Here is a 21,480-nt window from a genome sequence, read left to right on the forward strand (position 1 = left end):
TCTCCGCCGCGCGCTCCAGCAAGGAAGGCGTCCGTCGCCGCGCGGACGGTCAACGCCTGCCCCCACGACGGTGGGCAGCGCTTCCCCTTGCCGCAGATGATAGGCCTCAGCCCCCATTCGCCCGCCGCTCACTCCTGCCGACCCGATGGCGGCGACCTGCCGCTGAAGCCTGGTGTCGGCGCCGATTTGCCGTTCAAGCAAGGCGACGTTGATACGCGGCGGATACATGGCTGAGCACCCGCGGATACCCGGTCGATACGGAGCGGACGGAAACGGGCTCCAGAGTGGCCACGGCGTCGTGAAGGACGGCGTGATCCCACCGAGAAGGAGTGCTTGATGCGTGTGTTGATGTGCGGTCTGCTCGGTCTGGCGGTGCTGACCGGCTGCGGGGGAGCGCCAACCCCCGCAGCCGACGGCGGCGGTGCCACGATGGACAAGCTCAGAGAGCGGGAGACCGTCATCGCCACCTGCATGAAGCAGAAGGGTTTCTCCTACACCCCCTCGGTCAGCCGGCCCAAGCAGTCCGATGCCGACCCCGCTGACTACGCGGCGATGAAGGCGGCCCGCAGCAAGGAGGGCTTCGGCGTCTTCTCCGCCGTCGTCTATCCGAAGCCGCCGGAAACGCAGGCGCCGGACCCCAACCGGGCGACGATCGACGGTCTCTCCGGCGCCAAGCGGGACGCCTACCTCAAGACCATGAACGAGTGCCGGGTCAACGCCCTCCGGCAGGTGGACGGCCTGAAAGTCACCTCGGTCGCCGACTATCAGGACCAGATGAGCACGGAGATCGAGAACATCGACAAGGTTCTCGACGGCGACCCCAAGCTCCTGGAGCTCGCCGCGCCGTTCGCCGAGTGCCTGAAGTCCAAAGGCGAGCGGGTGACCTCCGCGAAGCCGCTCGCGCTGAGCGTCCGTGGCTGGGAGGTGTGGAACGAGCAGGCCGACCAGCTCGGCAAGGCGGGCAAGGTCACGGCGGAGGCGGCCAGGCCGTACCTCGCCAAGGAGATCAAGTCGGCGCTGGTCGACCTCGATTGCGGCAAGGACTTCTACGCCGCCTTCGTCCCCCTGCAAAGGCGGCTCACCAACGAGGCCAGGGTGAAGTACGGGTTCGAAGAGCGGTGATGCGTACCCCTCGTGGCAAGCTGCTGCTCGTGCTGGCCGTGGTCGTGGTGGTCGCGGGCACCGGCTGGGGAGTGGGCACCCTGCTGCGCTCCCCGGCCGACGAGGCGGCGGCGCGCAAGCCGCCCAAACCGTCGCTGGTCACCGCCGCGGTCGAGCGGCGCAAGCTGGTCGCCACCGTCGTGGTCAGCGGCACGTTGGAGTACGGCTCGCCGTATCCGGTCTCGCTGGCCGGAGTGGTGGGCGGCAGCGAAACCGCTCAGCGCGCCACCCGCGCTCCCCGGCGGGGCACCCTCGCGGAGGGCGCGGTGCTGATGGAGGTGAACGGGCGCCCGGTGTTCGTCTTCGCCGGCACGGTGCCGATGCACCGCAGTATCGCCTCCGGCGCCAAGGGGGCCGATGTCAAGCAGTTGCAGAAGGCGCTGCGCAGGCTCGGCTACCGCGTACCCGCGACCGGCGTGTTCGACCAGGCGACCATCACCGCGGTGTCGCGCTTCTACGCCAAGCGGGGCTATGAGGCGCAGCAACCCACCCTGGAACTGCGGCAGAAGCGCGACGACCTGCGCCGGGCCGTACGGGCCGCGCAGGAAGTGCTCGCGACCGAGCGTAAGGCACTTGACGAGGGCAAGGATGTGCTCCCGTTGAAGGTCAAGTTCGCCAACGCCCGGCAGGATCTGAAGGAGGCCGAACAGGCGCTGAAGAGCGCGCGGGCACAGGATCACACCACCGAGGACGAGGCCAAGGTCGAGGCCGCCGAGAGCGCCGTGCGGGCGGCCGAGGAGAAACTGCTGACGGCCCAGCAGGAGCTCGCCCAGGCCACCGCGACGCCCACCCCCGTGCCCAACCCCAGCCCCACCGCAGGTCCCACTGCCGGGCCGCCTGCCGACACCCGCCTGCTCGAACTCCGGGTCGCCAACGCCAGAGCGGATCTGACCGCCGCCAGGTCGGCGCTGGAGCGCGTACTGGAGGAGGCCGGGACCGCGCGGGCCAAGCGGCTGACCGAGCTGACGAAGAACGTCCGGGTGGCACGCGAGGCCGTCGTCACCGCCGAGCAGGCGCTCAGGCAGGTCAGGCAGCTCTCGCCCGTCAAGCTGAAGGTGGCCAACGCCCAGAGTGACCTGGTCGCGGCCCAGGCGCTGCTGGCCGAGTTCTCCCGGACCTACGGCACCACCGTCCCGCCGGGAGAGGTCGTCTTCCTGCCCAAGCTGCCCGCCCGCCTGCACAAGTCGTCCGTCAAGGCGGGGGAGCTGGTGGACAAGTCGATCGCCACGGTGACCAGCTCCGCCTTCGTGGTCTCAGGCTCGGTGGACGTGGCTGAGGCCGAGCGGCTGAAGACAGGTCTGAACGCGAGCATCGAAACCGAGGCCGGCAAGACCGTCCCGGGCACGCTGACCTCCCTCGGCGGACGTGACGCGAAGGGCGCCGTGCCGGTGACGATCACTCCTGCCTCGATGAAGGGCCTCAAGAAGCTCGCCGGCGCGCCCGTCACGGTTCGCGTCACCATCGGAGCAACCGACCAGGAGGTGCTCGTGGTCCCCGCCGCGGCGGTCGTCACCGCCGCGGATGGCAAGGCCCGGGTGCAGGTGGAGACCGCGCCCGACCAGACCAAGGAGGTCGAGGTACGCACCGGCCTGTCCGCCGACGGAGCCGTGGAGGTGACCGGCGACCTCAGGCCGGGCGACATGGTGGTGATCAACAGTGCCTGAGCCGGTCATCCTGCTGCACGACCTGACCAAGGAGTTCCCCACCGATCCTCCCGTCAGGGCGCTCTCCGCCGTCAACCTAAGAGTTGAAAAATCGGACTACGTCGCCATAGTCGGCCCTTCGGGATCCGGGAAGTCCACCCTGCTCAACACGCTCGGTCTGCTCGACCGGCCGACCAGCGGCAGCTACCGGCTCGACGGCATCGAGACCATCTCACTGAAGGACAGCGTGCGGACCACCATCCGCGGCAGCCGCATCGGCTTCGTCTTCCAGTCCTTCCACTTGTTGCCGCACCGCAGCGTGCTGGAGAACGTCATGCTGGCCGAGGTCTACGGCGCGGCACGGCGCGGGGGGCGGCGGGAGCGCGCGATGCGCGCTCTGGAGCGGGTACGGCTGTCGCACCGGGTGGACTTCCTGCCCGGCAGGCTGTCCGGCGGTGAGCGGCAGCGCGCCGCCATCGCCCGCGCCCTCCTGGGCGAACCGTCGCTGCTGCTGTGCGACGAGCCCACCGGCAACCTCGACAGCAAGAACACCGACGCCGTGCTCGACCTGTTCGACGAACTGCGCGCCCAGGGGATGACCATCGTGGTCATCACGCACGAGACCGACGTGAGCGACCGGGCCGGGCGCCGGGTGCGCATCACTGACGGCGTCCTCACGGAGGAGTAGATGTGCACCCTCGCGACCTGCTGAACGAGGCCGTGGCGGGTCTGCTTGCCCGCCCGGTGCGCTCGGCGCTGACCACGCTGGGCACCGTGCTGGGCATCACCACGCTCGTGGTCACTCTGGGCATCGCCGCGACGGCGGGCAACCAGATCGTCGGCCGCTTCGACGAGCTCACCGCCACCTCCGTCACGGTCGAAGTCCCGGAGAACCCATTCCCCCTGGTCGATTGGGCCGACGTCAGCCGGGTGACCCGGCTGCGCGGGGTGGTCTCCGCCGCGGCGCTCGCCGAGTCGAAACAGAGCGCCAACCTCAGCGTCCGCTCCAACGACATCGTGGACCCGACCCGGGTCACCGACCAGACTCTGACCGTGGTCTCCAGCAGCCCCGGCCTGCCCGCCGCGGTCAAGGGCAGAATGCTCGAGGGCCGCTACTTCGACGCCGGGCACATCGCCCGCGGGGACAAGGTCGTCGTGCTGGGCCAGCACGCGGCCAAGCTGCTGGGCATCACCCGGCTGGCACGGGCCCCGGCCGTCTTCATCGGCACCGAGGCGTACACCGTCATCGGCGTGCTCGGCGACCTGAAACGCGAAAAGAGCCTCGCGAGCGCGGTCCTGTTGCCACCGGCGGTCGGCAAGCGCTACGGCCTGAGCACCGTGACCCGGGTCCTGGTCAACACCGGCCTCGGCGCCGCGGAACTGATCGCCAAGCAGGCGCCGGCCGCGCTCAGCCCCGGCAACGAGGCCCTCCTCCAGGTCATCTCGCCGCCCAGCCCCACCAGAGCCCGCGATGCGGTGGAAGGCGACGTCAACGCCCTCTTCCTGATCCTCGGGCTGGTCTCCCTGGTCGTCGGCGCGGTCGGCATCGCCAACGTCACGCTGGTGACCGTGATGGAGCGCATCGCCGAGATCGGCTTGCGCCGTGCCCTCGGCGCCGCCCGCCGCCACATCGCCGCGCAGTTCCTGCTGGAGTCCACCCTCACCGGGCTGACCGGCGGCATCATCGGCGCTTCCGGAGGGATCGTCGTGATCGTCGCGGTCTGCGCTGCCAAGCAGTGGACTCCGGTCTTGGATGTACGGCTGGCTGTCATGGCACCTGCCGCCGGTGCCGTCGTCGGGCTGCTCGCGGGCCTGTACCCGGCCCTGCGTGCCGCTCGTATGGAACCAGTCAACGCACTTCGGTAGATATGGTGCATTTTCATGACATCCCTGCTGCTCGTCGAAGACGACGCGGTGATCCGCGCATCGGTCAGCCTGGCCCTGGAACGCTACGGCTATCGCATGACCACCGCCGCTGACGGGCTGAGCGGCCTGGAGGCGGCCCAGGCGGGCGGCCACGACCTGCTGCTGCTGGACGTGATGCTGCCCAGCCTGGACGGCATCAGCTTGTGCCGCAGGGTCCGGGAGACCAGTCAGGTGCCGATCCTCATGATGTCGGCCCGCGGCGACGGCCTGGACATCATCGCCGGGCTGGAGGGTGGCGCCGACGACTATGTGGTCAAACCAGTCGACCTGCCGGTGCTGGTGGCCAGGATCCGCTCGCTGCTGCGCCGGGCCACCATCGCTCAGCCCCAGCCCACGACCGGGCAGGCCGCCGCGAGGCTCACCTTCGGCGAGCTGAGCATCGACACCGGTTCGCTGGAGGTACGGCGGGCTGGGCGACGCGTCGAGCTGAGCCCGACCGAGTTGCGGCTGCTGCTGGAGTTCGCCGCCCATCCCGGCATCGTGCTGGAACGGGCGACGCTGCTGCGCACCGTGTGGGACTACGGATGGGACGGCGACAGCCGCGTGGTCGACCTGTGCGTACAGCGCCTGCGCAAGAAGATCGGCGCCGAGCGCATCGAGACGGTCCGCGGGTTCGGCTACAAATTGAGCGCCACTTGAATCCGGCTTCGCTGCGATGGAAGATCGCCGCTCTCGTCACGCTCGCCTCCACCGTCGTCGCCGCCATGGTTGGGCTCCTGGTTCACCGGGCGACCTGGCAGCGTGCCCTGGACATCGGCGCGGCCCGAGCGCAGACGGCCCTCGACAAGTCACTGGCCCCCGCTGACCGGCCCGGCGGCACGCCCGACGACGTGGTGACCGTCGAGGAGCTCCCTGACGCGCTGGCCGCCCAGCTGCGGCCCGGCCGGCCGGTGATCTGGTATGGGCTCGATCACCGGGACGAGCCGTGGATGTGGGCTGCCCAACCGTATGGCAGCGACGGCCGCCATGCGGTGAGCGTACAGATCTCGATGGGCTCGGAGCTGCGCAGCCTGTACGCGCTGGACCGCAACATGGCCAAAGCCGCACTGCTCGCCCTGTCGGGGGTGGTACCGCTGTCGGTGCTGGCGGCCGAACTCCCCAACCGGCGGCTTCGGCGCATGGCCCGCACCGCCCGCGAGATCGCCGAGGGCAACCTGGCCGCTCGTACCGATGCGGGTGGCCGGGACGAGATCGCCGAGATCGGCACCGGGCTCAACTCCATGGCCGCCAGCCTGCAGCGGCGGCTGCTGGCCGAGCAGCGCTTCACGGCCGACGTCGCGCACGATCTGCGTACCCCGCTGATGGGGTTGCTGACCGCCAGCCAGTTGCTGCCCGACGGGCAGGCCACCGACATGGTCCGCGACCGAATCGGGGTGCTGCGCAGCCTGGTTGACGATCTGCTGGAAATCTCCCACCTGGACGCCACCGGCGAACAACCGGATCGACAGTCGGTGCCGCTGGCCGACCTGGTACGCGAGTCGCTGCACCGTGTCGACGTGCCCGCCGACCTGCATATCGTCGGCGACCAGGGCGACACGACAGCCGTCACCGATGCGCGCCGCCTGGAGCGCATCGTCGCCAACCTGCTCCTCAACGCCCGCACGCACGGCGCCGCCCCGGTAATGATCACCGTGCGCGCCCGCCAGATCGTCATCCGCGATCATGGGCCAGGTTTCCCACCTGACCTGCTTGCGAGCCTGAACAAGGGACAGGCGCAGCGCTTCCGCACCGGACGGACCGAGCGCGGCCGCGGGCACGGACTCGGCCTGACCATCGTGCTCGGCCACGCCCGCATCATCGGGGCAACCCTCCAGTTCGCCAACCCGGTCGACGGTGGTGCGAGCGTCACCATCATCCTGCCCAGCTGAGGTGCCCAGCGGTACCCACTCAAGGTGGCCGATCCCAGCCCGACGGCGAGACACCGGCCGTCCGCAGCACACCCGCCTCGCCGCACCGGCCAGCCCGTCATGCACAGGCCAAACCGCCACCGGCCGGATCCCGCCCGGACTGGCGGCCAGGGGGCTGCAGGTCGAGCACGCCGGCTTCGGACGGAGCCGGGCGTCGGGCGCGAAGGTCGCGCGCGTCCACGAGGCGCTGTCGAGCAGCCCCAACCGGCACGACGTGATCGCCTCCCGGCGGCGACCGACGCTGACCGGCCCACCCGTACCGCTGAATCCTGTACTGATCCTTCTCAGTCGCGAGGTCAACCGGTTTCCAAGCCGCCCGCAGTGTTCAGGGCCCTGGCTGTGCTGTACGTGGCACGCCAAGTAGCGGGAGGCATGTCGGCCTGGCGTCGGAAGAACGTGGTGAAGTTGCCGACGTCCCGGAAGCCGAGGCGTCGGGCGCAGCTGCTGACCGGCAGGTCGGTGTGGGCGAGCAGCCGTTTGGCTTCCAGCAGGATGCGCTGGTCGAGGAGTGCTTTGGCGCCTGTGCCAGTGGCGGCACGAGTAGCGCGGGTGAGGGTGCGCACGTCATAGCCCAGTGCCTGCGCGTAGTCGGCCACGTGGTGCCAGTCGGTGAAGTGCTCTTCGACAGCGGCCCGATAGGTGCGAAACACGTCCATATGCCGGTTACTGGAGCTTGTGGCGCCGGTTGAGGCCGGCGTGTCGGGGAGTGCGCGCAGGATCAGTGCCGCCAGCAGGTGGGAGAGCAGTGCGGGGGATGCCAGGCGTGGTGTTCGTACTGCTGTGTCGTGTTCGCGGCCGAGATGTTCGGCTGCGAGCAGGGCGAGGGACAGCCGCTGCTGGTCCAGGTGCCAGCACGCCGGTGTGGTGGCCTCTGACGCTGTGAAGCCGGGGAGGAAGCCGGGCCGGAAGAGGGCCAGCGGGCCGTCGCAGGCGTCGATGTCGCTCCAACGGTGCACCATGCCCGGCCGGATCCACACGGCGCTGCCTTCCTCCAGCCGGTAGCCGTGGAAGTCCGCTTCGTGGGCGCCGGTTCCGGAGCCGACCAGAGCGAACACGTGGAAGTCGGGGCGTTGCAGCTGTACGCGACGGCGGTGGACGTCCATCGAACGCAGCGCGGCGAAACTGAGCACCTCCACCCCGTACGCCGATCCGACGGCAGGCAGATAGTGCAGTTGCCGCACAGCACTCTGTCCGCTTTTCACAATGACGGTGCTCCTTTCCGCCAAGGGAGGGGACACCCCCTCGAATACTGTCGCGGCTGAGCCTGACAAGCAGGTCAGGTTACCCGGTTCAGAGCTGTGGCAGGACGCCGGGCGCCGCTTTCCACAGCCGACAGGAAAGGCGCGATGATGACGGAAACGACAACGACGGTTCCCGTGGCGGGCGGGTCACTCCCCGTGCGAGTAGGGGGCCGCACCGGACGCACGTTGGTGTTCGTTCATTACTGGGGCGGCTCCGCCGACACCTGGGAAGGCGTGATCGGCCACCTGCCGCCTGGGCAGGCGACGGTTCGCTTCGATCAGCGCGGCTGGGGCACCTCGCAGGCGTTGCCGGGGCCCTACCACCTGGACCAGCTCGCCGACGATCTCGCCCATGTGGTCGAGACGAGCGTGTCGGGGCCGTTCGTCCTCGTCGGCCACTCGATGGGCGGTAAGGTGAGCCAGCTCGTCGCGGCCCGCCGACCGGCCGGGCTGGCCGGCCTGGTGCTCGTCGCGCCCGCGCCGCCGCAGCCGCCCGCCACGGTCACCGAGGAGTACCGGAAGGGCCTGTCACACGCTTACGACTCGCCCGAGACGGTGCGGCACGCCCTCGACCATGTCCTGACCGCCACACCGCTGCCCAAGACCGTGCGGGACACCGCGGTACGCGACAGCCTCACCGCCGGCGCTGAGGCCCGGCACGAGTGGCCCCTGCACGGAATAGCGCAGGACATCACGCTCGCCGCGCGGGACATCGAGGTCCCGGTGACGGTGCTGGCCGCGGAGAACGACGTGGTGGAGCCGCCACGCGTCTTGCGCGACCACCTCCTGCCCTACGTCCCGCACGCGACCCTGACGACTGTCGCTGACGCCGGCCACCTGCTCCCCGCGGAAGCCCCCGGCGCCGTCGCGACAGCCCTCGGAGACTTCCTCACGGCCATTCAGCGCTGAACTGCGCGCCGACGGCGAGTCGCTGCACGCAGCTCGGCTGCGGCACCTTGAACGTCGAACGGATCACGGACGTCGGCCGGGGTCACATCTTGTAGCTGAACTCGTCCGCCGGGCTCGCGGGGGACGAGTAGCCGTCCGACAGCACGGTCACGTTCACGGTCATGGGCTTGCCCACACCGACGCTGGGCGCGGGCGCGGTGGCAACGATCTGGTCGGGCGAGGTGACCTGGACGGACTTGGCGGCGTTGTCGCCGAAGTAGACCTTGGCGCCGGAGCTGAAGTTCACGCCGGTGATGGTGACCGAGGCATTGGTCCATCCGCTGTCCGGGCTGATGCCGGTGACCACCACGGGCGCGGGGCCGCCGTAGGCGAACTGGCCGAACAGGACGGCCGGGGAGGTGCCCACGATGGTGGTGACGCGGACGGCGACGACGCCGACGCCCTCGGGCGCGTAGGCGGTGATCTGGGTGCCGTCGTTGCTGACGCCGAACCGGGAGCACGGCACCGTGCCGAAGTCGACCGCGGTGCCGGCGCCGAAGCCGCTGCCGGTGATGGTGACCTCGGTGCCCGCCGCGCCGACGCTGGGGCTGATGGTGGTCACCACCGGGCCTGGCGGAACGTCGGGTGCGCCAAGCAGGCCCAGGTAGGTGGAGTTGGCGTGCTGGAAGGCGACCTGAGCCATGAAGTCCTGGAGCGACTTCTTGACCATGTTCGGGTTGTAGGTCCCGTAGCTGGCGTTCAGCGGGAATGCGTCGCCCGGCTGCTCGTAGACGTTGGGGCCGGGGAGGGTGGCGATCGCCGAGATGACCCCGGCGACATCGTCGTTCGCCGCCGGGCCGGGCGGCTCGGGGTACCACTTCTTGGCGTCGTCGAGGCTGGTCCAGGCCTGCGGTACCAGGTCGTAGGCGTTGTAGTAGCGCTCGTTGGCGACCCAGCCCACGGAGTTGACGTAGGCCGCGAAGTCCGAGCCGCCGGCGGTGGGCGCGGCAAAGGTGTAGAGCGCGAACCGCGGGGTCGTACCGGGCCAGGGCTGCGCCTGGAGGTAGGGCGCGACCATGGTCGCGACACAGCCGCCGAGGCTGTGGCCGATCACGTAGACCGTCGGGTTCGGCGGTGCCTGGCGGAACGCGTTGGTGAGCGCCTGCACCAGGGTGACGCCCGCCGTGCTCGCGGCGATGACCTGCGTGAACGCCTCCAGCGCACCCTTGGAGACGGAGACCGGGCTCGGCGGCGATCCGACGGCGGTGAACGGGACCACCGTGCCGACATCGAGGTCTTCGAGGATGTCGGTCACGTTGGCGACCGTGCCACGGATGACCACGGCGAACTCGTTGGAGCCGTCGGTGTTCCGCGCGAGGTACGCCATGTTCGCGTTGTCCGGGCTCAGCCCGACCCACTGCAGGATCCAGGTGCCCCGGGTCGCGAGGGAGGAGTCGGCCAGCTGCTGGTTGATGCCCAGGAAGACCCGGTTGCTCTGCTGTGCCGGCGTCTCTCCCGACGGGCGCGGGGTGGCCGCGGTCGCCGCGATCGCGGCCAGCGTCATGGCCACCTGGGGCACCGTCGATTGGAGCGGTTCGTTCGACATGTTCACTCCCCTGGGCTCGCCCGATCGAGCCGAAGTAGGTCGTATCCAAAGCGCACACCTTGCACGCCCCGAAACTCCGGAACGTAGCATTCCCACTACCGATAGTGACAAACGATAGAGATTCGCCCAGGTCACTGATCGGGGCGCAGCTCAGACGCGGGCGTCGGTCGGGCGGCTGGCGGTGAGTCCGACGTGCACTGGCGGGCGAGGGTGGTGCCGGAAGGGTCGACCGGCCTCACGCATGGGTCGGGCCCGCGTACGGCGACGTCCTCACGCTGCTGTCGAGCGCCTCGCTCAGCGGGCTGGACCCGCAGGCATTCGCCGAGGCGCGGTCGGGAACGTTGGCGCAGAAGTCCGTCCCCTGCCTCGGAGCATTTCGCTGAATGCCACCTCAGGCCAGAAAGACAGTTTGAGGTGTTCAGCCTAGGTTGCACAGTTTGGGCTGAAGATTTAGGTTGAGCGCATGAGCGAGCAGCATGACGAGGTCTCGGAGTCGGCGGAACGGGCGGCGCGTGACGCCTGGGTGGCGGTCGGCCGGCTCGTGCGCCGGCTCAGGGAGCTGGCCGTTGAGGGAGACCTCAGCGCCGGTCAGGCGTCCGTACTGGTCCGGCTGGCCAAGCACGGCGCGGCGTCGGCCAGTGATCTGGCGGCGGCCGAACGGGTGCGGCCGCAGTCCATGGCGAAGATGGTCATGGCGCTGGAGGATGCGGGCCTGGTGGAGCGGCATCCCGACCCGGAGGACAGGCGCCGTCAGCTGGTGTCGTTGACCGCGCTGGGGCTTGAGCGCCGGCTGGGGGATCGGCGGGCCCGTGAGGCGTGGCTGGCGCGGACGCTGCAGGAGCGCTGCACCGAGCAGCAGTTGCACACGATCATCGAGGCGATGGCGCTGTTGGACGAGGTGGCGCAGTCGTGACGCGAGTCTGGGCGCGCGCGCTTTCCGTGTGCCGTCCGGACGCCAGGGGGTCCGACCGGGCATTCGACCGACGCCTGATCGCGCCGATGATCCTGGGTTCGATCCTGAACCCGATCAACTCCTCGATGCTGGCCGTGGCGCTCGTCCCCATCGGCCGCTCGTTCGACGTCCCGCCCGCGCAGACCGCGTGGCTGGTGTCGGCGCTGTACCTGGCCACGGCGGTCGGGCAGCCGGTCATCGGCCGGCTGGTCGACACCTACGGCCCGCGTCCGCTGTATCTGACGGGCACGGCGCTGGTGGGGATCGCCGGTGTGCTGGGCGTGCTGGCCCCCGACCTGGGCATGCTGGTCGTCTCCCGGGTGCTGCTGGGGTTGGGCACCTCGGCCGCCTATCCGGCGTCGATGTTCCTGCTGCGAGCCGAGTCCGACCGTACCGGGATGCGCAGCCCGAGCGGCGTCCTGGCCGCCCTGTCGATCTCCAGCCAGGTCGTCGCGGTCATCGGCCCGACGCTGGGCGGGCTGCTGATCGGAGCGGGCGGCTGGCACCTGATCTTCGGTATCAACGTGCCGCTGTCGGCGGCCTGCCTGGTGCTGGGTGCGCTGTACCTGCCCCGGCGCTCGATGCTCATGCAGCGAGCAGCGCGTGTGGACGCCGTGGGCATGGCGGTGTTCGCCGGCATGCTGACGGCGTTCATGCTGTTCCTGATGGCCCCGGCGCTGGACCACGCGTACCTGCTGGTGATCAGCCTGGTCGGCGCGGCCGCCTTCACGGTGTGGGAGCTGCGTGCCGCGCGGCCGTTCCTCGATCTGCGGGTGCTGCGCGGCAACGCGCCGCTGCTGGCCACCTACGGCCGGCAGTTGCTGGCCTACACCACCTCCTACGCGTTCCTGTACGGGTTCACGCAGTGGTTGGAGGAGGGGCGCTCGCTGAGCCCCTCCGCAGCCGGGCTGGTCCTGTTGCCGATGTCGGCGGCGGCCATCGCGGTGACGGCCGTCACCGGTCGCCGGGCCGAGGTGCGCGGCAAGCTCGTCGTCGGCGCCGTGACGCAGCTCGCCGGCTGTGCCGCACTGCTGCTGGTCGGCTCCTCCACCGCCGTCTGGCTGCTGGCGCTCGTCGGGGCGCTCATCGGCGTTCCGCAAGGCCTCAACGGCCTGGCGAACCAGAACGCGCTGTACGCCCAGGCCGATCCGTCCCGGATGGGTTCATCAGCGGGGCTGCTGCGCACCTTCATGTACCTCGGCGCGGTGCTCGCCTCCGCCGCCAACGCCGCGTGCTACCGGCACGGCGCCACGACCGGCGGGCTGCACCAGCTGGTCTGGCTGCTGCTGGGCATCGCGGTCCTGTTCCTGGCCGTCACCCTCGCCGACCGTTCACTTCGCCGCATCGACACCGCGGCATCCGTTCCAAGAGAGAAGGACACCGTCATGGCAGTCACCACCATCGACCCCCGGACCGCGCTGGTCGTCATCGACCTGCAGAACGGGGTCCTGGCCTTGCCCGGCAGCCCGCACACCACGGCCGACGTACTCGCCCGCACCGTACAGCTGGCCGACGCCTTCCGCGCCCACGACCTTCCCGTGGTCCTGGTGCGCGTCACCTTCGCGCCGGACGGCTCCGACACCGCCCCGGGGCGCACCGACCACCCCCGCCCCGCCCACACTCCACCCGCCGGATGGGACGAGGTGGCCGACGACCTGGCGGGGCACCCGCGGGACATCGTCGTCACCAAGCGCAACTGGTCGGCCTTCTACGGCACCGACCTGGACCTGCAGCTGCGTCGCCGCGGCATCACGCAGATCGTGCTGACCGGTGCGGCCACCAGCATCGGCGTCGAGTCCACCGCCCGCGCCGCCCACGAGCACGGCTACAACGTCGCCCTGGCCACCGACGCCATGACCGACCTGGACGCCGACGCCCACCGTCACAGCATCGAGAAGATCTTTCCCCGCCTGGGCGAGACCGGCACCACCGCCGACATCCTCGCCCTGCTGGCCAAGACCCACTCCTGATCTCGTCGCCGCATCACCGCTCGGCCGAGCTCGTTCAACCGGGCAGTGTGAGGTCCAGTTCGAGCCAGTGAGCCAGATCTGTGATCTCGCGATGCACGGCGTCGGCCATGGTCTCGGTGAAGGTCACGTCCTGGTGGACGGCGTCGACCCGGAGCACCCCGGACGCGCGGTCGGCGGTGGCGTCGAGCTTTCCGACCAGCTGGTCGCCGTACAGGATCGGTAGCGCGAAGTAGCCCCACCGGCGTTCGGCCGCGGGCTTGTACATCTCCAGCTGGTAGTCGAAGTCGAAGAGCTCGAGGGTGCGCTTGCGGTCGTGGATCAGCCGGTCGAAGGGCGACAGCAACGCCGCGCGCCCCGAGAACGGTTGGTCCAGCAGGGTGAGATCGACTCGCCACCGGCCCTTGCCCCCCTCGACCACGGCCGGCTCGCCGACCTCGCCCACGTCCACCGGTTCGACCGGACTCGCCGCTCCCCGGGCGCGGGCGATGCCCAGGGCACGGAGCCGTCGCTGGTTGCGGCGATGACGCGCCTCGTCTGACGGGACGATCGGGTCATCGGGGTAGACCCGGGTCGCCAGATCCCACAGTCGGTCGCGGCCCAGCCGCCCGGCGACCGCGACCTCGCCTCGCAGCACCATGAGCTCCAGGAGCTGTGTGACGTTGCGGTTGTTGGTCCATCCGGTCGACCTCCAGGGGACGGTGCAGGTGTCCGGTATCTCACGCGACGGCAGCGGCCCCGAGCGGCCGAGCCGATCGAGGATGTCGCGGCGGCAGGCGTCGTTGGCCTGCACCCAGGCGCGGTACGCCTCCTGCCAGCTCCGCAGCTGCCCACGCCCGGGCCATTCGGCCATCGCCGCACGGTAGAGCGTCAGGTCTTCGCTGGGCCGGATCATCGCACGGAACTCGAGAAGCGCCCGGTCGTTGAGGGCGGCGCCCAACCCGGCGGGGGAGTACGCCGACCCGAGGCGGCTCCAGAGGACCAGATCGGCGTTGGGCGCGATGGCCGCGGTCGGGTCGATCTGGAGCAGGGTCAGCTGCCGCACCACGTCAAGCAGGCCGGTCGGCCGCGAGCTGTCCAAGAGTTGCGCGCGCACGGCGAGCCGGCGCGCATCGACGCGGGAGAGCTTGTGAACGACCACGAGTCGAGACTAGGGGGCGGCTCCGACGAAAACCGTGCCGGATGCGACCCCGCGAATCCTTTGCTGCGGCCACCCGGGTGAGCAGCGCGTCAGCCCGTCGTCCAAGGCCGGAGCTTCTCGGGGTTGCGTACTGCCCAGAGGTGCTTGATCCGGTCGCCTGCGACGTCGAACGCCATCACCACCACGGTGACGCCGTCTTGCTGAGCCACCAGACCGGGCTGACCGTTGACCCTACGCTCCAGGAGCGTCAGGTCGGGTGCCTTGCGAGCGATGTCGACCAAGTAGCGCGCGATCTGCTCGCCGCCGTCAACGGGGCGGAGCACGGCGTCGGCGAGGCCGCCGCCGTCGCCGGTCGCCGTGGCGTCGGGGTCGAGGAGGCCGATGAGGGCGTCGATGTCCTTGGCCTCCCAGGCCTGCTTGAAGTCCCTGACGAGGTCGGCCTGCCGGGCCGCCGGAGCCGCGTGAGCCTGCGACGCGCCAATGCGACGGCGGGCCGACGAGGCCAGCCGGCGGCACGCCGCCGGCGTACGGCCGACGATCTCGGCCACTTCGGCGAAGGCGTAGCGGAAGACATCGTGCAGGATGAACGCGACACGCTCGGCCGGGGTCATCGATTCGAGCACGACGAGGAAGGCCATGTTGACCGACTCGTCGAGAGTGACCCGGTCGGCCGGGTCACTTGAAATGCCGCCCGGCCGCCCGCTGATCCACTCCGTACGATCGGGCAGCGGCTCCGGGATCCATTCGCCCACGTAGCGCTCCCGCCGGGCCCGTGCCGAGCCGAGCAGGTCGAGGCAGATCCGGCTGGCGACCGTCGTCAGCCAGGCGCCGGGGGACACGATGGCCTCCTGCTGCTGCCGGGACATGGCGTACCAGCGGGCGTACGTCTCTTGTACGACATCCTCGGCATCGGCCAGGGAGCCGAGGAGCCGATACGCCAGATTGATCAGCTGACGCCGCTCGCTCATGATCGCGCTCAGGCTCGGATCGTGCCGTGGCTCGGACTGGGTGGTCATGGTGTCGCCGACTTTCCTTGGGTGCATCTGCCCTCACCAGATCGACGAGACAACGCCGCGGAATGTGAGGTCGGCGGGTCGCCTCACATTCCCAGCGGCTGTGTCGTCGGACTGCTGACGAACACCATGACCGGCTGCTCCGTCCTGCGAAATCGCCTCGTCGGCGCCCACACCCACCTCGCGAATCATGACCCGCCCGAATCCCCTCTGGGAGCGACCAAGCATGACGACCACGACCACGCTCAGCGAGCTGACCGGCGACTACGTCCTCGACACCGCCCACACACGGATCGGCTTCGTCGCCCGGCACACGATGGCCACCAGAGTGCGCGGGCAGTTCGACGCGTTCGAAGGCAGCGCGCACCTGGACGGCGACGACCCGTCGAAGTCCAGCGTCCAGCTCACGATCCAGGCGAAGAGCATCCAGACCCGCCACCAGCAGCGCGACGACCAACTGCGCAGCACGTTCCTGGAGGTGGACGACCACCCGGCCATCACCTTCACCTCGACCAAGGTGGAGCAGGTCGACGCGACCACCTTCAAGGCCGCCGGTGACCTGACCATCCGCGGCGTGACCAAACCGGTCGCCGTGGACTTCGAGCTGACCGGCGCCGAGGACGACCCGCGGGGCGACTTCCGGGTCGGCTTCGAGGGCAGCATCACGATCAACCGCAAGGACTGGGGCGTGAACTGGAACGCCGCGACCACGGTCCTGGTCAGCCCGAAGGTGACGCTGGAGTTCGACGTCGCCGCGATCCGGCAGTCCTGACCCGGGGCCGAATGCGTGATGATCGCGGGCGCGCGTCTGGTAGGTGAACGCAGCGGTTCGTGGACCTCCTCCAAGGGAGGCTACGCGCGTCCTCGAACTCGGCCAGGGCTCCTCATCCGGCCGCCCGTCGTGGGTGGAACAGCTCATCGAGGTGGCCGGTGAGGATGGCCAGCGCCGCCTCGCCGGTGCGTTGCGTCCCGAGCACGCTCGAGACGAGCCCGTTGGTCATGGCCAGCAGCCCGGCGGCTTTCACCTCGGGGTCCACGTCGTCCGAGACCTCGCCGGCCTGCTGGGCGGCGCGGATCTGCTTGGCCAGGAAGGACTCGAGCATGTCCGGCTGCGGGGTGCCGTGCTTCTCGACGAACTCCGGATCGCTGAGGACGAGGGAGTAGAAGGCGGCGTACGTACGGGCGATCCGGCGGCTGTCGGCGTCGACGGGCAGGATGTTGGTCAGGACGGCCGCCACGATCGTGCGTGGCGTGGGCGGAGCCTCGGCGGCGGCGATGGACTCCCGCACGCGGGCATCGAGTTGTGCGCTCAAGCGCTCCAGGGCGTCCACGAGGAGGGCGTCCTTGGTCTGGAAGTAGTACTGCACCAGGCGGAGCGAGACGCCGGCTTCGGCGGCGACGCCGCGCATGGTCACCTCCCGCAGGCTCTGCGCCTCGGCGATGCGCAGCACCGCCTCAGCGATCTGCTTCCGCCGCTGGTCGTGATCCACACGTAGGGGCATAGCGCTTTACCTCCCTTTATGATACATAGGTATCATGAAAATCGGTGGTTTCGTGGACGATGCCGCAAGAGCCAAGTTCCTCGACATCTATGAGCGGGTCTTCGAGCAGCTCTGGCCGGAGTCGCCGGTGTCGCTCGACGTGCCGACCGCGTTCGGGCCCACCCGCGTCTACCGCGCGGGCCGCAGCCAGGGCCCGCCGATCGTGCTGCTACCCGGCGCGGGCGGAAACGCCCTGATGTGGCACCGCTACATCAGGGCCCTCGGCGACAAGCACCCCGTGATCGCCATCGACACGATCGGGGAGGCCGGAGCCAGCGTCCAGCAGGCGCCGGTACACGACGGTCGTGACGGCGCGGCGTGGCTGGGCGAAGTACTGACTGCCCTGAAGGTGGACTCGGCGCACGTCGTCGGCTGCTCATATGGCGGATGGCTGGCAATGCATCACGAAAGCCACCACCCCGGCCGCTTCTCCACCCTTGTCCTCCTCGACCCCGCCGGTTTGGCCCTGCCCGGGCCGCGCTTCTACGGCTGGGTGATCGCGGGCGCGCTGGCCGGTCTCGCCCCGCGCGCGTTACGTCCCCGTCTGGCCAGACTGGTGGCCAACAGCACGATCCTGGAGACGGAGATCATGAGTCTGATCCCGGCCACAGCACGATACCGCCGCCGCCTGCCCGACGCCCTCGTCTTCAGCGACGACGAACTCCGCGCTCTTCGCACCAGTCGTGCCCTGTTCCTGCTCGCCGGACGCAGCGCCCTGCACAAGTCCCGCCAGGTCGCGGACCGCTTGGCCCGCGTCGTGCCGACCGCCCGCGTCGAGATCGTACCGGGGGCCGGGCACGCCCTCCCGATGGACCGCGTGGATCTCGTGACGGAACGCATCCTCCAGTTCATCGCCGCAGGCGACGACCGCACGTCCTGACGGTTACCAGCCCCCCGTACCGGCCACCGGCAGGAGCGCGACTGCGCTTGGGGCGGCTTCTCGTCAGCCGTCCGCTGCGCCCTCACGGCCGGCTTGCTCCTCCACCAGGGCGGCGAAACCGTCCAGATGGCGGGCAAGGCTGTACTCGAACAGTCCGTCCAGGTCCGACACCGCTTCCTCCGGAATCGTCGCCAGCAGTGGAAATCGTCCGCTGTCGAGGAGTTCGTCGGCCCGCTTTCGCTGTGTCAGCCACCACCGGTCGAGCGTCACGCCGGTCTCCTGCTCCGCTTCGACCTCGTCCGCCATGGACAGGGCAACGGTGACGACCAGCGCGTGCAGTGTGAGTGCCTCGCGGATCTGTGTCGTCATGGGCAGCCCAAGGCCGTCAAGTGCGCGCAGGGTCCACTCGGTGTGCGCCATCACGTTGGGAACGAGCAACGGGCGAACGAACGAGACGGCTCTGGGCAGCCAGAGGTGTCGCCGGCACAGCTCCCATTGCCGGCGGCAGATCAGTTCGAGCTTGGCTCGCCACCCGTCCGGCCCCGGGATCGGTAGCTCTGGTTCGCCGAAGACTTCGTCGACCATCTGCGTCACCAGTTCGTCCTTGTTCGCCACGTGCCGGTACAGCGACATAGGCCCGACGCCGAGCTCGGCCGCGAGTCGCCGCATGGACACGGCGTCGAGTCCTTCGACGTCGGCGATCGCGATGGCGGTGCGGAGAACGTGCTTCCGGTTCAGTGCCTGTTTGGGGACGCCGGCCTGCCGTGGTCTCGGTGACGCGGTCGGGCCGACCGGCTGCTTCTGGCTTGTGCGTGCGCTGACCACCGTGCCGGAGCCGACCTTCGCTTCGACCAGCCCCTCGTCGCGGAGAGCCGCCATCACTTTGGTCGCGGTCGCGACCGCGACGCCCCATCGCTGGGCGACCTGCCGGATGGACGGCATCCGATCGCCGGGCCGCAGGTCGCCAGTCAGGATCCGGGCACGGATCTCCGCGACGATCTGCCGGTAGGGCGGATCCGGTCGCTGCGTTGACGACGACATGGGAGCTCCCGATTCGCTGGTGATGCCCACAGTGTACTAGTACAATCTCCACAGCACCAGTACACTTTCTTCAGCTAAATCGCCGAGGAAACCGCACCTATACGGCGATCTCACTACTATGTACGCATGGCACTAGATACGCCGTACGCATCCGTGCGACAGGTGGATGACGCAGACCAGCAGGCGGTGTTGGACGTCCTCACCGAGGCGTTCATGAACGATCCCCTCGTCTGCTGGCTCTTCCCCGAGGTGGGCGAGCGAGGTCGGCTCCAGTCGCACTTCTACCGCCCCCTGCTCACTCATCCCGCCGCCGAGGCGTACCTGGTCGGCAGTCGCGAGGGTGCCTCGGTGTGGCTGACGCTGGCCGCAGGCCAGACGCCCAATGAGGAGCCTTCGGACGCGCCCGAGGCGGGCTCGAACTCGGTCTTCGGTGAGAACGGCGCGCGGTTGCTGGCCCTGGGGCAGGCGCTGGCCCCACGGCACCCCGATCGCGAACCGCACCTCTACCTCCCGTGCATGGGGGTGGTCAGCGGGCGGCAAGGCGCCGGCCTCGGCTCGGCCATGTTGCGGCACCGGCTGGAGCGAGCCGACGCCGACGGGCTCGCCGCGTATCTGGAGGCGAGTTCGCCCCGGAGCCGCGCCCTCTACCAGCGGCACGGATTCGAGGATCTCGGCGAACCGGTTCGCGTGGCCGACAGCCCGCTCCTGTGGCCGATGTGGCGCCCGCCGCACCGTTGACCGCCGACTCACACCACCCGTCCAACAGACAAAAGGAGAGAACGTCAATGACAACGAACTATCGGGCCGAGGCGCACGACGCCGATCGGCGACCGCCGACGCTGGTGTTCATCCACGGCACCAACTCCTCGTCGGCCTGGGCTTCGGGGCTGACCAGCGAACTCACCCTGCGTGGGCACCGGTGCGTGGCCGTCGACCTTCCGGGACACGGCCGCGAGGGGTTCTACCCCCGTTCGTACCAGGCCCCGCAGGACCTCGAGGCGCTGGCAACCGAACCGTCGCCGCTCGCCAAGATCACCATCGATGACTATGTCGAGCGCGTTGTGGATGTGGTGCGCCGCGCCCGCCGCCACGGGCCCGTGATCCTTGCCGGCATGAGCCAGGGCGGCGTCACCGTCAGCAGAGTCGGCAACGCCATCCCCGAACTGCTCGAACGGGTCGTCTATGTCGCGGCGTACTGCTGCGTGGACCTGCCGAACATGAGCGCTTATCTCAACACGCCGGAGAACAGCGACAGCCTGCTCCCTCAAGTGACCCAGGCGATGGTCGCCGATCCAGCGGTCCTGGGGGTGAGCCGGCTCAACTGGCGCTCGGCCGACCCGGCGGTCATCCAAGGCATCAAGGAGTGCCTTGCCGGCGACTTCACCGACGAGGGAGTGAGCCGGCTGCTCAACATGCTCGAACCGGACGAGACCGCCAGCATTCCCCTGGCTGAAGCCCGGGGCGAAGCGCACACTTGGGGCCGGATTCCCCGGACGTATGTCCGCTTCACCCTCGACCGGCTGATTCCGCCGGCGCTGCAGGACCGATTCATCGCCGAGGCCGACCGCCTCACTCCGGACAACCCGACTGACGTGCGAAGCGTCGCGGCACCGCATGTCGGCCCGTTCGACCGTCCCGAACTGGTGGAGATCTTCTCCGAGCTCGCCAGCCGCTGACCCAGCGCAGTGTTCTAGCTGGTGAGCAGGAGTTGACACGAGGCGGAATGAGTCCGGTGCGCTGGACCCCACCACCCGACCGCCTCGTCATCCACGGCACGGTCGCGGCCGTGACTCCGGCCGTGATCCGCCGGACAGGACCTACGAGGCCGCTTGGCCCAGGTTCTCGGTGAAGAAAACGGGCAAGCACCACGTACTGATTCCTGTCGCAGAGGTCGCTGATCATCATCGACGGTTATGCCCTGCCGGTCGCCGGCGGCCCGGGGCGGCCCTCGTGCAGCAATGAGCGCAGTTCGGCGGTGTCGATGACGTGGGCCAGTTTCGGGAAAATGCCGGTCATCAGGGTGTGGTGGGTTTGCGGGTCCGGGTCGGTGACGCAGTCGGACAGGATGTAGAGCCGATAGTCGCGGTCGGCGGCGTCGGTGACGGTGGAAAGCACGACGCCGCTGGTGGTGATGCCGGCGATGACCAGGGTGGTGATTCCGCGATCCCGCAGTTGCCTGTCAAGGTCTGTGGTGGACAGCGCGCCGTAGCGGGTCTTGCGGACCGTGATGTCACCTGGCTCGGGGGCGAGCCGATCGTGAAAGGCGGTGTCGGGCTCCTCGTGGTGCATGAGGTGCTGCCGGCCGATGAAGGAGAACGTCTTGTTGGCCGGCGGGATCGCCGCCCACTCGGCTTCGGTGAAGCCGACCCGCACATAGGCGATGGCAGCATCGTGCGCTCGCATGTCGGCGATGGTGTCGGCCACCCGGGACAGCAGCGCTTCAGGGTTGGCCGGCCCGGGCAGCGAGGCCAGGATTGCCTGCTGGTAGTCCATGACGAGCAATGCGGTCGTCCGAGGGTCCAGCGCCGGGGTTGTGACGGTCACGTCTCTCCTTGGGTGATGAGGGTGCTCTG

Annotated in this window: 20 protein-coding genes; 13 read left to right on the forward strand and 7 right to left on the reverse strand. The window is 69.5% G+C overall.

Translation table 11 applies throughout. From position 1 onward, the window contains the following. Positions 1-336 precede the first annotated feature (336 nt). From ABT294_RS26035 to ABT294_RS26060, 6 genes are read left to right on the forward strand one after another with little or no spacing between them, the layout of a single operon-like run. Positions 337-1,122 (forward strand): hypothetical protein, encoded by a 786-nt coding sequence (locus ABT294_RS26035; protein WP_350808864.1) that lies wholly within the window; start codon positions 337-339, stop codon positions 1,120-1,122. Then, positions 1,122-2,825, forward strand: a complete 1,704-nt coding sequence (locus tag ABT294_RS26040) for a peptidoglycan-binding protein (protein ID WP_350808865.1) — start codon at positions 1,122-1,124, stop codon at positions 2,823-2,825. Before ABT294_RS26035 ends, ABT294_RS26040 begins: the two co-directional genes overlap by 1 nt. Further along, entirely contained in the window at positions 2,818-3,492 is a 675-nt protein-coding gene (locus ABT294_RS26045; RefSeq protein ID WP_350808866.1) for an ABC transporter ATP-binding protein, read from the forward strand. The genes ABT294_RS26040 and ABT294_RS26045 overlap by 8 nt, the downstream gene beginning before the upstream one ends. A 2-nt stretch (positions 3,493-3,494) precedes the next feature. After that, positions 3,495-4,670 (forward strand): ABC transporter permease, encoded by a 1,176-nt coding sequence (locus tag ABT294_RS26050; protein ID WP_350808867.1) that lies wholly within the window; start codon positions 3,495-3,497, stop codon positions 4,668-4,670. A gap of 15 nt (positions 4,671-4,685) precedes the next feature. Next, positions 4,686-5,369 (forward strand): two-component system response regulator CseB, encoded by a 684-nt coding sequence (gene cseB, locus ABT294_RS26055; protein ID WP_350808868.1) that lies wholly within the window; start codon positions 4,686-4,688, stop codon positions 5,367-5,369. Beyond that, a complete protein-coding gene (locus tag ABT294_RS26060) occupies positions 5,366-6,598 on the forward strand; it encodes a sensor histidine kinase (RefSeq protein ID WP_350808869.1) in 1,233 nt (410 codons plus the stop codon). The genes cseB and ABT294_RS26060 overlap by 4 nt, the downstream gene beginning before the upstream one ends. Before the next feature lie 335 nt (positions 6,599-6,933). On the opposite strand, the gene ABT294_RS26065 is transcribed toward ABT294_RS26060, so the two are convergent. Next, a complete protein-coding gene (locus tag ABT294_RS26065) occupies positions 6,934-7,863 on the reverse strand; it encodes a helix-turn-helix transcriptional regulator (RefSeq protein ID WP_350808870.1) in 930 nt (309 codons plus the stop codon). Positions 7,864-8,067: 204 nt separating this feature from the next. Between ABT294_RS26065 and ABT294_RS26070 the strand changes: the two genes are divergently transcribed. Next, positions 8,068-8,787, forward strand: coding sequence for an alpha/beta fold hydrolase (locus ABT294_RS26070; RefSeq protein WP_350808998.1), 720 nt, complete (start codon positions 8,068-8,070; stop codon positions 8,785-8,787). Between the two features lie 82 nt (positions 8,788-8,869). Here ABT294_RS26070 and ABT294_RS26075 read toward each other — a convergent pair whose 3' ends face one another. Next, a complete protein-coding gene (locus tag ABT294_RS26075; RefSeq protein WP_350808871.1) occupies positions 8,870-10,372 on the reverse strand; it encodes an IPT/TIG domain-containing protein in 1,503 nt (500 codons plus the stop codon). A gap of 463 nt (positions 10,373-10,835) precedes the next feature. Between ABT294_RS26075 and ABT294_RS26080 the strand changes: the two genes are divergently transcribed. Together ABT294_RS26080 and ABT294_RS26085 are read left to right on the forward strand one after the other, a co-directional pair. Continuing rightward, positions 10,836-11,285 carry a MarR family winged helix-turn-helix transcriptional regulator gene (locus ABT294_RS26080; RefSeq protein ID WP_350808872.1) on the forward strand — a complete coding sequence of 150 codons (450 nt, stop codon included), beginning with the start codon at positions 10,836-10,838 and terminating at the stop codon, positions 11,283-11,285. After that, positions 11,282-13,294: a hydrolase gene (locus tag ABT294_RS26085; protein ID WP_350808873.1), complete on the forward strand. Its 2,013-nt coding sequence runs from the start codon at positions 11,282-11,284 to the stop codon at positions 13,292-13,294. The genes ABT294_RS26080 and ABT294_RS26085 overlap by 4 nt, the downstream gene beginning before the upstream one ends. Positions 13,295-13,328: 34 nt before the next feature. Here the strand turns inward: ABT294_RS26085 and ABT294_RS26090 are convergent, their stop codons facing one another. Beyond that, positions 13,329-14,432 carry a DNA glycosylase AlkZ-like family protein gene (locus tag ABT294_RS26090; RefSeq protein ID WP_350808874.1) on the reverse strand — a complete coding sequence of 368 codons (1,104 nt, stop codon included), beginning with the start codon at positions 14,430-14,432 and terminating at the stop codon, positions 13,329-13,331. Between the two features lie 89 nt (positions 14,433-14,521). Beyond that, positions 14,522-15,448 carry an RNA polymerase sigma factor SigJ gene (gene sigJ, locus ABT294_RS26095; protein ID WP_350808875.1) on the reverse strand — a complete coding sequence of 309 codons (927 nt, stop codon included), beginning with the start codon at positions 15,446-15,448 and terminating at the stop codon, positions 14,522-14,524. Between the two features lie 223 nt (positions 15,449-15,671). Between sigJ and ABT294_RS26100 the strand changes: the two genes are divergently transcribed. Next, entirely contained in the window at positions 15,672-16,217 is a 546-nt protein-coding gene (locus ABT294_RS26100) for a YceI family protein (RefSeq protein ID WP_350808876.1), read from the forward strand. A 112-nt stretch (positions 16,218-16,329) separates the two neighbouring features. On the opposite strand, the gene ABT294_RS26105 is transcribed toward ABT294_RS26100, so the two are convergent. Beyond that, a complete protein-coding gene (locus tag ABT294_RS26105) occupies positions 16,330-16,947 on the reverse strand; it encodes a TetR/AcrR family transcriptional regulator (RefSeq protein ID WP_350808877.1) in 618 nt (205 codons plus the stop codon). A 52-nt stretch (positions 16,948-16,999) separates the two neighbouring features. On the opposite strand from ABT294_RS26105, the gene ABT294_RS26110 reads away from it, so the two are divergent. Next, positions 17,000-17,866, forward strand: a complete 867-nt coding sequence (locus tag ABT294_RS26110) for an alpha/beta fold hydrolase (RefSeq protein WP_350808878.1) — start codon at positions 17,000-17,002, stop codon at positions 17,864-17,866. Positions 17,867-17,929: 63 nt separating this feature from the next. On the opposite strand, the gene ABT294_RS26115 is transcribed toward ABT294_RS26110, so the two are convergent. Then, the gene (locus ABT294_RS26115) at positions 17,930-18,937 is read right to left on the reverse strand and encodes a GntR family transcriptional regulator (RefSeq protein WP_350808879.1); all 1,008 of its coding nucleotides are present in this window, start codon (positions 18,935-18,937) and stop codon (positions 17,930-17,932) included. Between the two features lie 96 nt (positions 18,938-19,033). Between ABT294_RS26115 and ABT294_RS26120 the strand changes: the two genes are divergently transcribed. Both ABT294_RS26120 and ABT294_RS26125 read left to right on the forward strand, forming a co-directional pair. Then, the gene (locus ABT294_RS26120; RefSeq protein ID WP_350808880.1) at positions 19,034-19,645 is read left to right on the forward strand and encodes a GNAT family N-acetyltransferase; all 612 of its coding nucleotides are present in this window, start codon (positions 19,034-19,036) and stop codon (positions 19,643-19,645) included. 47 nt (positions 19,646-19,692) lie between these two features. Next, positions 19,693-20,583, forward strand: coding sequence for an alpha/beta hydrolase (locus ABT294_RS26125; RefSeq protein WP_350808881.1), 891 nt, complete (start codon positions 19,693-19,695; stop codon positions 20,581-20,583). Positions 20,584-20,818: 235 nt separating this feature from the next. Here ABT294_RS26125 and ABT294_RS26130 read toward each other — a convergent pair whose 3' ends face one another. Beyond that, entirely contained in the window at positions 20,819-21,451 is a 633-nt protein-coding gene (locus tag ABT294_RS26130) for a cysteine hydrolase family protein (RefSeq protein WP_350808882.1), read from the reverse strand. Between the last annotated feature and the right edge of the window lie 29 nt (positions 21,452-21,480).

This window comes from Nonomuraea sp. NPDC000554 (genome assembly GCF_040300065.1).
Taxonomy (GTDB): domain Bacteria; phylum Actinomycetota; class Actinomycetes; order Streptosporangiales; family Streptosporangiaceae; genus Nonomuraea.

Excerpts from the sequence above, each read along its gene's own strand:
- ABT294_RS26035 (WP_350808864.1), top strand. The coding sequence starts at position 337 with ATGCGTGTGTTGATGTGCGGTCTGCTCGGTCTGGCGGTGCTGACCGGC.
- ABT294_RS26040 (WP_350808865.1), top strand. The coding sequence starts at position 1,122 with ATGCGTACCCCTCGTGGCAAGCTGCTGCTCGTGCTGGCCGTGGTCGTG.
- cseB (WP_350808868.1), top strand. The coding sequence starts at position 4,686 with ATGACATCCCTGCTGCTCGTCGAAGACGACGCGGTGATCCGCGCATCG.
- ABT294_RS26075 (WP_350808871.1), bottom strand. The coding sequence starts at position 10,372 with ATGTCGAACGAACCGCTCCAATCGACGGTGCCCCAGGTGGCCATGACG.
- ABT294_RS26080 (WP_350808872.1), top strand. The coding sequence starts at position 10,836 with ATGAGCGAGCAGCATGACGAGGTCTCGGAGTCGGCGGAACGGGCGGCG.
- sigJ (WP_350808875.1), bottom strand. The coding sequence starts at position 15,448 with ATGACCACCCAGTCCGAGCCACGGCACGATCCGAGCCTGAGCGCGATC.
- ABT294_RS26100 (WP_350808876.1), top strand. The coding sequence starts at position 15,672 with ATGACGACCACGACCACGCTCAGCGAGCTGACCGGCGACTACGTCCTC.
- ABT294_RS26105 (WP_350808877.1), bottom strand. The coding sequence starts at position 16,947 with ATGCCCCTACGTGTGGATCACGACCAGCGGCGGAAGCAGATCGCTGAG.
- ABT294_RS26120 (WP_350808880.1), top strand. The coding sequence starts at position 19,034 with ATGGCACTAGATACGCCGTACGCATCCGTGCGACAGGTGGATGACGCA.
- ABT294_RS26125 (WP_350808881.1), top strand. The coding sequence starts at position 19,693 with ATGACAACGAACTATCGGGCCGAGGCGCACGACGCCGATCGGCGACCG.